The 10,421-nt window shown below is 62.9% G+C and carries 12 protein-coding genes; 10 read left to right on the forward strand and 2 right to left on the reverse strand.

The window, feature by feature from the left end; all coding sequences use genetic code 11:
* Window positions 1-9: 9 nt before the first annotated feature.
* Genes ACSSV8_RS11430 through ACSSV8_RS11450 form a run of 5 tightly spaced genes read left to right on the forward strand, consistent with a single transcriptional unit; the run spans window position 10 to window position 4,546 of the window.
* Window positions 10-1,185, forward strand: a complete 1,176-nt coding sequence (locus ACSSV8_RS11430; RefSeq protein ID WP_454282514.1) for an ABC transporter substrate-binding protein — start codon at window positions 10-12, stop codon at window positions 1,183-1,185.
* A gap of 55 nt (window positions 1,186-1,240) precedes the next feature.
* On the forward strand, window positions 1,241-2,110 hold the full coding sequence (locus tag ACSSV8_RS11435; RefSeq protein WP_354537261.1) for a branched-chain amino acid ABC transporter permease: 870 nt from the start codon (window positions 1,241-1,243) through the stop codon (window positions 2,108-2,110).
* A 4-nt stretch (window positions 2,111-2,114) separates the two neighbouring features.
* Window positions 2,115-3,119 (forward strand): branched-chain amino acid ABC transporter permease, encoded by a 1,005-nt coding sequence (locus ACSSV8_RS11440; RefSeq protein WP_454282515.1) that lies wholly within the window; start codon window positions 2,115-2,117, stop codon window positions 3,117-3,119.
* Window positions 3,112-3,855 (forward strand): ABC transporter ATP-binding protein, encoded by a 744-nt coding sequence (locus ACSSV8_RS11445; protein WP_454282516.1) that lies wholly within the window; start codon window positions 3,112-3,114, stop codon window positions 3,853-3,855. The genes ACSSV8_RS11440 and ACSSV8_RS11445 overlap by 8 nt, the downstream gene beginning before the upstream one ends.
* Entirely contained in the window at window positions 3,848-4,546 is a 699-nt protein-coding gene (locus ACSSV8_RS11450) for an ABC transporter ATP-binding protein (RefSeq protein ID WP_454282517.1), read from the forward strand. The genes ACSSV8_RS11445 and ACSSV8_RS11450 overlap by 8 nt, the downstream gene beginning before the upstream one ends.
* A gap of 8 nt (window positions 4,547-4,554) precedes the next feature.
* Here the strand turns inward: ACSSV8_RS11450 and ACSSV8_RS11455 are convergent, their stop codons facing one another.
* Both ACSSV8_RS11455 and ACSSV8_RS11460 read right to left on the reverse strand, forming a co-directional pair.
* Window positions 4,555-5,445 (reverse strand): LysR family transcriptional regulator, encoded by an 891-nt coding sequence (locus ACSSV8_RS11455; RefSeq protein ID WP_454282518.1) that lies wholly within the window; start codon window positions 5,443-5,445, stop codon window positions 4,555-4,557.
* 94 nt (window positions 5,446-5,539) lie between these two features.
* On the reverse strand, window positions 5,540-6,415 hold the full coding sequence (locus ACSSV8_RS11460) for a dioxygenase family protein (RefSeq protein ID WP_454282519.1): 876 nt from the start codon (window positions 6,413-6,415) through the stop codon (window positions 5,540-5,542).
* A 241-nt stretch (window positions 6,416-6,656) separates the two neighbouring features.
* Here ACSSV8_RS11460 and ACSSV8_RS11465 point away from each other — a divergent pair, with 241 nt between their 5' ends.
* The 5 genes from ACSSV8_RS11465 (at window position 6,657) to ACSSV8_RS11485 (ending at window position 10,343) form a co-directional block, all read left to right on the forward strand.
* Entirely contained in the window at window positions 6,657-7,037 is a 381-nt protein-coding gene (locus ACSSV8_RS11465; protein WP_454282520.1) for a hypothetical protein, read from the forward strand.
* Complete coding sequence (locus ACSSV8_RS11470) at window positions 7,034-7,891, forward strand: alpha/beta fold hydrolase (protein WP_454282521.1); 858 nt, start codon at window positions 7,034-7,036, stop codon at window positions 7,889-7,891. The genes ACSSV8_RS11465 and ACSSV8_RS11470 overlap by 4 nt, the downstream gene beginning before the upstream one ends.
* On the forward strand, window positions 7,891-8,730 hold the full coding sequence (locus tag ACSSV8_RS11475) for a 3-keto-5-aminohexanoate cleavage protein (protein WP_454282522.1): 840 nt from the start codon (window positions 7,891-7,893) through the stop codon (window positions 8,728-8,730). Before ACSSV8_RS11470 ends, ACSSV8_RS11475 begins: the two co-directional genes overlap by 1 nt.
* Before the next feature lie 330 nt (window positions 8,731-9,060).
* Window positions 9,061-10,224: an isovaleryl-CoA dehydrogenase gene (locus ACSSV8_RS11480; RefSeq protein ID WP_454282523.1), complete on the forward strand. Its 1,164-nt coding sequence runs from the start codon at window positions 9,061-9,063 to the stop codon at window positions 10,222-10,224.
* Window positions 10,221-10,343, forward strand: coding sequence for a hypothetical protein (locus tag ACSSV8_RS11485; RefSeq protein WP_454282524.1), 123 nt, complete (start codon window positions 10,221-10,223; stop codon window positions 10,341-10,343). Before ACSSV8_RS11480 ends, ACSSV8_RS11485 begins: the two co-directional genes overlap by 4 nt.
* Window positions 10,344-10,421 lie beyond the last annotated feature (78 nt).

Below are 10,421 nucleotides of genomic sequence, written 5' to 3' on the forward strand. Positions count from 1 at the left end.
AACTACACGATGAAACGCGCAATTCTGGCGGCCCTCGGGCTTGCCACCGGCCTTGCTGTGCCTGCAACGGCCCAGGATATCAAGGTGGGGCTGCTGTTGCCCTTTTCCGGCGTCTATGCCGCCCTTGGCAACGATATCGAGGCCGGTTTCACAACCGCGCTGGAACAATTCGGGGCCGAGACCCCGGCCACCTTCGAGATCATCCGCGAGGATACCGAGGTGAAACCCCCGGTCGCCCTTGGCAAGGCCAAGAAGCTGATCCTGCAAGACAAGGTCGACGTGATGGCCGGTATCGTCAGTTCCGGCGTGCTTGGCGCGGTGCGCGATATGGTGCATGGCGCGGGCGTGCCGCTGATCGTGGCCAATGCGGGCAATGATGAGGCGACGGGCGCGGCCTGTTCGCCCTATATCACGCGCATGTCCTTTTCCAACGGGCAGGTCAACCGCCCGATGGGGCAATGGATGTATGATCAGGGCATCCGCAAGGTCTATACCCTTGCCCCCGATTATGCCGCCGGTCGGCAGATGATCGACGGTTTCGCGCAGACCTTCACCGCCGCGGGCGGCGAGATTGTCGGGCAGGAATTCACCCCCTTCCAGAAAACGCAGGATTTCGGCCCTTACCTTGCACAGGCCAAATCAAGCGGTGCGGAAGCAGTGTTCGTCTTTTACGCGGGTGGCGAGGCGATTTCCTTCGTCAAGCAATATGACAGCTTTGGCCTCAAGGCCGATTTGCCGCTTTATGGTTCGGGTTTCCTGACCTCGTCGCTTTACGTCAATGCCGAGGGGCCTGCCGCCGAGGGCGTGATCACCGCGCTCCATTACGTGCCCACCATCGACAGCCCCGCCAATGCGCAATTCGTCGCGGCGTTCAAAGCCAAAACAGGCCGCGTGCCGTCGGAATTCGCGGTGCATGGCTATGATGCGGGCCGCGCGCTGATCGAGGCGGTCAAATCCGGTGCCACCGACCGCGAAAGCTTTGCCAACGCGCTGCGCTTGGTCAGCTTCGAGGGGCCGCGCGGCGCGCTTTCGATTGATCCTGCGACCAACAACATCATCCAGCCGATCTATGTCTACGAGACCGTCGCAGGCGCGGATGGCATTACGCAAAAGGTGCTGGCGCAACTGCCCGCCGAGGCCGATCCGGTCAATGGCTGCGAGATGGCCGCGCCGGTCAGCAACTGACACACAAGGCCCGGCCATATTCCTGGCCGGGCCTCTTTTGGGAGGAGGCTTTGACATGTCACACGATATCGGGTTCTGGACATTGCAGGCGCTCAATGCGCTGCAACTTTCGATGCTGCTGTTTTTGCTGTCAATCGGTCTGACGGTCATCTTCGGGCTGATGCATTTCGTGAACCTGGCGCATGGCTCGCTTTATGCGCTTGGGGCTTATTTCGCGGCCTCTCTGGCGGCGGTTGGCGGCTATTGGATGGGGTTCTTTCTGGCCCCTGTCGCGGTCGCCGGGGTTGGCATGTTGCTTTATACCGGGCTGATCAAGCGGATGCGCAAATCGGGGCCAATGGCGCAGGTTCTGGTCACTTTCGGGCTGATCTTTGCGATGCTTGACCTCACGCGCATCTTTTGGGGCGATCTGGCGCTGGCCATCGAGGTGCCCGCGCTGCTTGAGGGACGGCTGGCCTTTCTCGGGGTCGAATATCCCACCTATCGCCTGTTCGTGATCGCGCTTGGGGCTTTGATCCTTGGCGCGCTGGCCTTTGTCCTTGGGCGCACGCAGATCGGCGCGATGATCCGCGCAGGCGTTGACAATGACGCGATGGCGGCCTGTCTCGGCATCAATGTGGAACGGTTGTTCTTCATCGTCTTTTGCGTCGGGTGCGCGCTGGCGGGGCTGGCCGGGGCTGTTGCCGCGCCGCTTCTGAGCGTGACGCCAGATATGGGGCTGCAAATCCTGATCCCCACCTTGATCGTGATCGTGATCGGGGGTCTGGGCTCGCTCAAGGGGGCCATTGCAGGCTCGCTCATCTATGGGGTCGTGCAGACCTTTGGCGCGGTGCTGGCACCGCAACTGGCCTCTGTCCTCATCTACGCGCTCTTGGCGGCGGTCCTTGTGATCCGGCCCGTGGGCCTCTTTCCGGCGAAAGGATAAGCCGATGTTTCGTCATAACGCACTGCGCTATACCGCGCTTGTCCTGCTGGCCGCGGGCGCCCTGTTTCAGGCGCTGACGGCCGAGTATTTCGGGCTGGAGATCCTGACCGAGATCCTGATCCTTGCCATTCTGGTGCTGGCGCTGGATATCGTCGCGGGCTTTGGTGGCATGGTGTCGCTGTGTCATGGCGCGCTGATGGGGGTGGGGGCCTATGCCTATGCGCTTTTGTCCACCAAGGCCGGGATCGCGCCGCCCGTGGCCATGGCCGGGGCCATCGCGCTGACCGGGGCGATTGCCTGGGGGATCGGCGCGATCTGTTCGCGCAGCCACGGCATCTATTTCATCATGGCGACGCTCGCCTTTGGGCAGATGGGCTATTCCTATGTGTTCGAGGCACCGATCTTTGGCGGCGATGACGGGCTGGGCGGGATTGCGCGGCTGGATCTTGGCCTGATCGGCGTTGATCTGAACGACAGCCGCAGTTTTGCGCTCTTTTGCCTTGCCGTGCTGGGCGCGGCCTATGGCGCGGCGGTGCTGATCCTGCGTTCGGGGTTGGGGCGGTCGCTGTCTGGCGTCATGCACAATGAACAGCGGATGCGCGCGCTTGGCCTGACGGTCTGGCGCGTCAAGGCCGATGTCTTTGGCCTGTCGGGCATGATCGCCGGTGTGGCGGGGGCGCTGGCGGCGCAGCATGTCATGTATATCTCGCCCGGTCTGCTGAGCTGGACCGTGTCAGGCGAGGCGCTGGTGGTGGTGATCCTTGGCGGTCTAGGCACGCTCGTTGGGCCGTTGATCGGGGCGGCGGCCTTTGTGGTGCTGAAACATGAGCTGAGCGCGGTCACGACCTATTGGCATCTGGTTGTCGGCGTCCTGCTGATCGCCGTGGTGATGAGCCGCGCCAACGGCATCTTTGGCTGGATCGAGGCGCGGTGGGGTGCCCGCATGGAGCGCCGCATCGCCGATGCTGCCCGCAAACATCAGCCCGAGGAGGTGACGACCGATGCTTGAGACACGCAATCTGGACAAAAGCTTTGGCGCCGTCCACGTCACCCGCAATGTCTCGCTAAAGCTGGAGCGCGGCGAGCGGCGCGTGATCCTTGGGCCGAACGGGGCCGGAAAGACCACGCTTTTCAACCTGCTGGTGGGCGAGTTGACGCCGAATAGCGGCTCGGTTCATCTGGCGGGCGAGGATGTGACCGCGCTGCCGGTCGCCCAACGTGCCCGCCGCGGCCTGTCGCGCAGCTATCAGAAGAACACGCTCTTTGACGGGCTGACGGTCGAGGAAAACCTTGGGCTGGCCGCCGCCGTCCATACCGGCCACGCCACGCGGCTGTGGTCCGACAGTCTGGCCAAGCCCGAGGTGCGCGAGATCGTCGCCGAGGTCGCCGAACAGGTCAACCTGATGCCCTATCTCCACGCGCGTGTGTCCGAGATCAGCTATGGCGTGCGCCGCCAGTTGGAGGTTGGCGTGGCCCTGGCCACCCGCCCGCTTGTCCTGCTGATGGATGAGCCAACGAGCGGCGTCGGGCCGGAAATGTCCAAGGGGTTTCACGATCTGCTGAACAACCTGCCGCGCGATCTGACCATGCTGATCATCGAGCATGACATGGATCTGGCCTTTGACGTGGCCGACACGATCACCGTGCTGAACTATGGCGAAGTGGTGTTCGACGGCCTGCCCGAGGCAGCGCGCGGCTCGAAACTGCTCAAGGACATTTATCTGGGGAGCTGGGAAGATGCTTGAACTCAACGCAATTCAGTCGGGCTATGGCGAAACGCAGGTGCTTTACGGCCTGACGCTCACGGCGCAGACGGGCCGGGTTCTGGCCATCCTGGGGCGCAACGGCGCGGGCAAGTCCACCACGCTCAAGACCATCATGGGGCTGTTGCCGCTGAAATCCGGCGACATCCGGTTTGACGGCAAGCCGATTGCGCGCCAGCCCTTTGACATCGCCAAAAGCGGCATCGCCTATGTGCCCGAGACGCGCGATATCTTTCCGTCGCTGACGGTGCGCGAGAATCTTGAAATCGCGTCCAAACGCTTTGGCGGGGCAGGGGCCGATTGGACGATGGACCGGGTTCTGGACCTGTTTCCACGCCTTGGCGAACGGATGGACAACGGCGGGATGCAACTGTCGGGCGGCGAGCAACAGATGTTGGCCATCGCGCGCGCCCTGCTGATGAACCCGCGCCTTCTGATCCTTGACGAGCCGACCGAGGGGCTGGCCCCGATCATCGTCAAGCTGATCCACGACAAGTTGCAGGAGTTGAAGGCGGCGGGCCTGTCGATGATCATCGTCGAGCAGAATTTCGGCTTTGCCACCTCGCTCGCGGATGATGTGGTGGTCGTGGGCAAGGGCCAGATCGTCTGGACCGGCAGCGCCGAGGACATCAAGGCCGATGAGGCCGCGCAACACACGTGGTTGGGCGTCTAGGCACCCTCTCACAGAACCTTGCGCGCCACTTTCTGCGCGATGCTGACGAAGTTTTTCACATGCACGCCCTGTTCATCCAGCCGGTAATTCACCGAAAGCTCCGTGCGCGCGATTTCCGGCTCGATCTTAAGGAATTTCATACCCTTGCGCGGCGCAGTTGCCACCGACTCGGGCACGATGCACACGCCTTCGCCGACCGCAACAAGGCTTAACGCGGTTTGCAGATCCATGCACCAGATGCGCAAGGGGGCCTCGAATCCTGCATCCTTCACCGCCTTCAGCACCATGTCGGCATAGCTGGGCCGGGGCCGTTCGGGATAAAGGATCAGGTTATGCGTCATCAGCCGTTCCAGCTTGGCCACCGTGCGCCCGCCGGTGTCGACGATGTCGGGAAGGGCCAGAATCAGCTTTTCCTCGATCAGGTGTTTTGACAGGAATTCAGGGTCTTTCAGCGTGGGGCGGGCAAACACCACGTCAAGCTCGCGCGCGACCAGGGCGCGGTGCAGGTCCGCATTGTTCATCGGGTTAAGGCTGAGGTTGACCTCGGGATAATTCGCCCGATACGAGCGGATGATCATCGGCAGGATGCCATAGGTCGCCGAGCCGACAAAGCCGATGCGCAACCGCCCCTCGGCCCCTTGACCCAGGCGGCGCACCTCTAGCCGGGTATCCTCAAGCTGCGCCAGAATCGACTTGCCACGCTCCAGCAGGCGCTGACCGGCCTGCGTCAGGGTGATGGCACTCCGGCCCCGGTTGAAGAGGATCGCGCCCAGTTCCTCTTCAATCTGCTTGATCTGGCGGCTGAGCGGGGGCTGCGCCATGTCGAGCCGATCCGCCGCGCGCCCGAAATGCAATTCCTCGGCGACGGCGATGAAATAGCCCAATTGCTTGAAATTCATGGATCGGCCCCCCCTGACTTCACGTTAGGCGATCCCGCGAAACGAAAAAAGGCCCCCTGTGAAAGGGGGCCAGTTTGCAGGGAGGTATCAGCGGTTATTCGGCGGCGACGGCCTGTGCGGCGGCGGCGGTCTTGAGGACGAAATCGAACTCGAAATGCAGATCGGTGCCGAGGGCCGCCGGGGCGGGCTTGAAGGTGCCGATCAGGCTTTGCTTGACCGCGAACACGCTGTCATCTTCCAGCCACGCGCTGTCGGCGTCGTAGATCTGGCTGATCAGCGGGCGATAGCCGTCTTTCGAGATGATGAAATGCATGTGGCCGGGGCGGTTCGGGTGATGGCCCATGAAGCGGAGCAATTCGCCCGCGGTTTCATCCTCGGGGATCGGATAGGGCACGGGGCGCACCGCGACAAAGGCGTAATGCCCGGTCTCATCGGTCTCGAACCGGCCGCGCAGGTTGTATTCCGGCTGATCGGGGTCGAGGTTCTCATAGACGCCGTTGGGCGCGTCCTCCCAGACATCCATGGTCACGCCGGCAATGCCGTTGCCGGCCTCGTCGCGCACATAGCCTTCGTAATAGGCGGTTTCCTCGTTCTCGTAATGCTTCTGGATGGTCGAGCCGCCCTTGGGCAGCACCGGCGGGTTCTCGCGGTAGAACGGGCCAAGCACGGTGGATTCGCTGGCATTGCCCTCGACCGGGTTGGTCATCATGTCGACCAGAACCTCAACCCCGAGGATATCGGCCAGCAGGATGAATTCCTGACGGTTGTCGTTGCTGAGCTTGCCCGCGCGGACAAGATAGGCGCAGGCCTCCAGAAACTCGCTGTGTTGCAGCTTCACGTCCTTGATGAAGCCGTGCATGTGCCTGATCAGCGATGTCATGATTTCGCGCTGGCGATCGGTGATCTCGCCATTCTTGCCAAGGCTTTCGATCACGACATCCGTGATATTGTCCTGGTTAACGATGCCCATGGGTGTTTCCTCCTCCTGGCGGTCTGAACTGTTGATGCCGGTGTGCGCTGGCACCTCCGTCGCCGATCACCTTCGCCGAAACCAGCCCGCACCCCAATGCCTCTGGCGGTATCGGGTCATACCGCGATTGGCCGCCGCGCCATATCGGGGCAATGCCAAAGTATCGCCCCATACCCCCCTTGGCATGGCCTTGGTGCGCTGATCCGTGTCAGCAAAGGGCACCATCAAAAGGGAGGCCACGGTGATCGACACCTTCACGCATATCCAGACCACGCTTGAGCAAACGCCGCATCTTTTGCGCCTTGGTCGCCTGTTCTCCGAGACGGTTCTGATCGAGGTGGACAGCCGCGAATATTACCTGACCTTCGAGAAGGGCCGCATCGTGGCGGTCGATCAGGGGCCAAGCCGCAAGACGCCTTGGCGCTTTGCCCTGCGCACCGATGCAGAGGCGCTGGAGAAATTCTGGCAGGCGCGGCCCGAACCGGGCTTTCACGACATTTTCGGCCTTGTGAAGATCGGCCGTGGCCGGATCGACGGGGATATTCTGGCGCTTGTGAAGAACCTGCGCTTTTTCAAAGAGGTTCTGGGCCTTGCCCGCGCGAAAGAGGGGATGACCGCATGAGCATCGAGCCGATCACCGGTCGTTACGTGACCGTCACCATCCAAGGCGCACAGCGCCGCATCTATTTCGAGGAGGCGGGGCAGGGCCGCCCGGTTTTGTGCCTGCACACCGCAGGCGCCGATACGCGCCAATGGCGTCACCTGATGAATGACGCCGGGATCACCGCAACCAACCGCCTGATCGCGTTCGACATGCCCTGGCACGGCAAATCCCTGCCGCCCGAAGGGTTCGAGACCGAAGAATACATGCTGACCACGCAAGCCTATATCGAGACGGTTCTGGCGGTCATCGACGCGCTTGGGCTGGAGCGCCCGGTTCTGGCGGGCTGTTCCATGGGCGGGCGCATCGCGCTGCAACTCGCGGCCCTGCACCCGGATCATTTCAGCGGCTTCATCGCCATCGAGGCGTCGGATTTTCAGCCCGCCTGGTATGATATCGACTGGTTTCACCGTCCCGATGCCCATGGCGGCGAGATGGGCGCGGCGCTTGTGTCGGCCAATATCTCGCCCTTTGCGCCGAATACGGAGCGGTGGAATACGCTCTGGATGTTCATGCAAAGCGGCCCCGGCGTGTTCCGGGGCGATCTGAGCTTTTACACCCGCGACGACAGCCTGATCGCGCGTCTGACCGGGATCGACACGGGCCGCACGCCGGTTCACATCATCGTCGGTGCCTACGATCTGACCTGCACGCCCGAGGATGCGCGGCGCACGGCAGCGGCCATTCCCGGTGCCACGCTCGCGGTGATGGACGAGTTGGGCCATTTCCCGATGAGCGAGCATCCCGAAGGGTTCCGCCCGTTCTTTCTTGACGCATTGGCGCGGATGCCCGTCGCCCGGACGGAGGCCGCGTGATGACCACCCCTTGCATCCTCTGCGTCGCCATCACCGGCAGCCTGCCCACCAAGGCCAACAACCCCGCCGTGCCGATCAGCGTTTCGGAGCAGGTGGAGTCCACCCACGAGGCGTTCGAGGCAGGCGCGACAATCGTTCATGCCCATGTGCGCAACGCCGATGAAACCCCCTCCTCGGACCCCGAGAAATTCGCAGCGCTGAAAGAGGGGATCGAGAAACACTGCCCGGGCATGATCATCCAGTTCTCGACCGGCGGGCGCTCGGGCGCGGGGCAAACGCGGGGCGGGATGCTGTCCTTGCGCCCCGATATGGCGTCGCTCTCGGTGGGCTCCAACAACTTTCCCACCCGCGTCTATGAAAATCCGCCCGATCTGGTGGATTGGCTGGCCGCTGAAATGCTGACCCATGATGTCAAACCCGAGATCGAAGCGTTTGACCTGAGCCATATCCTGAAAGCCAGGGACATGGCCGACAAGGGGCAGCTTGCGGGCACGCCTTATGTGCAATTCGTGATGGGGGTGAAGAACGCGATGCCGGTCGACCGGGATGTGTTCGACTACTACATCCACACGGTGAAACGGCTGTTTGGGGCGGATGCGCCGTGGTGCGCGGCAGGGATCGGCGCGCATCAGCAAACGCTCAACGAATGGGCCATCGCCGCAGGCGGCCATGCCCGCACCGGGCTTGAGGACAATGTGCGCCTTGACCGCGACCGGCTTGCCCCCTCGAACGCCGCCCTTGTGCGCCGCGCCGCCCAAATCTGCGAACAGCACCACCGCCCCGTGGCAAGCTGGCAGGAGGCGCGCCGCCTTCTCGGGCTGCGCCAGCCCGCAGGCTGAAGCGAGGACAAGCAGCATCAGGACGGGGGGCGCGGCGCTCGACGGGTTCGTGCATGACGCAAGGCTGATGGCCGCCGGGGGCTTTGGTCGCCGCGGCCTTTCGGCCGTGCGCATCGACGCGCTTTTGGAGAGAGGCACCAGACCGGCCATTCCCGTTGGGCACGGATGGCCTCCACGGAGACGATGTCATGTCCGCCTCCCTTGGGCGCGCCATCAGACCCCGCGTGTCGGGCCGTGCGGTCCACGCCGCGCGCGGGATTGACGCGACTCATCACTCGTGCCTATAAATGAACATGTGTTCAATAAACCGGGCCGGGGAGGAAAGGCGCGATGTTCAACGCGGTGATGACATTCGATCTGGGCGAGGATGTGAATGCCTTGCGCGACATGGTGCATCGTTGGGCGCAGGAGCGCGTCAAGCCGATGGCCGCAGAGGTGGACCGCAGCAATGCCTTTCCCAATGAGCTGTGGCCCGAGATGGGCGCGCTTGGCCTTCTGGGGATCACCGTTCCCGAGGAATATGGCGGGGCGGGCATGGGCTATCTTGCGCATGTGGTCGCGGTGGAGGAGGTGGCACGCGCCTCGGCCAGCGTCTCGCTCAGCTATGGCGCGCATTCCAACCTCTGCGTCAACCAGATCAAGCTCAATGGCTCGCCTGAGCAGAAGGCGAAATACCTGCCGGGGCTGGTCTCGGGCGCGCAGGTCGGTGCGCTGGCCATGTCCGAGGCGGGCGCGGGCAGCGATGTCGTCTCGATGAGCCTGCGCGCCGAACGGCGCAACGACCACTACCGCCTCAACGGCAACAAATACTGGATCACCAACGGGCCGGATGCCGACACATTGGTGGTCTATGCCAAGACCGACCCGGAGGCGGGCAGCCGGGGGATCACCGCCTTCCTGATCGAAAAGACGATGACAGGATTCAGCACCTCCCCGCATTTCGACAAGCTGGGGATGCGCGGCTCCAACACCGCCGAGCTGATCTTCGAGGATGTCGAGGTGCCCTTCGAGAACGTGCTGGGCGAGGAGGGGCGCGGCGTGCGCGTGCTGATGTCCGGGCTGGACTATGAACGCGTGGTGCTGGCGGGGATCGGAACGGGGATCATGGCGGCCTGTCTGGACGAGATCATGCCTTACCTCTCGGAGCGCAAGCAGTTCGGCCAGCCCATAGGCTCTTTCCAGCTCATGCAGGGCAAGATCGCCGATATGTATACCGCGATGAACTCGGCGCGCGCCTATGTCTACGAGGTGGCCAAGGCCTGCGACCGGGGTGAGGTCACGCGCCAGGATGCCGCCGCCTGCTGTCTTTACGCAAGCGAACAGGCCATGGTGCAGGCGCATCAGGCGGTGCAGGCCATGGGCGGCGCGGGGTTCCTTGCAGATGCCCCCGTTGCGCGGCTCTTCCGCGATGCCAAGCTGATGGAGATCGGCGCGGGCACCTCCGAGATCCGGCGGATGCTGGTGGGCCGCGAGATGATGGGGGCGATGGGGTGAGCGATTATAAAGAATATCGAAAAGAGCTGAAGGAAAATGAAATTTTCTTTGATAAGCGTATATCTGACAGGCAAAACAAAGCCTACGAATATGGTGTCATGGTGCTCCATCCCGGATGATCACGTTTCTCCTCGGCGATCCGCCCTCTTCATGGCAAGATCGGTCCTGAGAGACATTTGGACGGAGGCGCGGACATG

The sequence above is a fragment of the Roseovarius sp. MBR-79 genome (assembly GCF_053628555.1).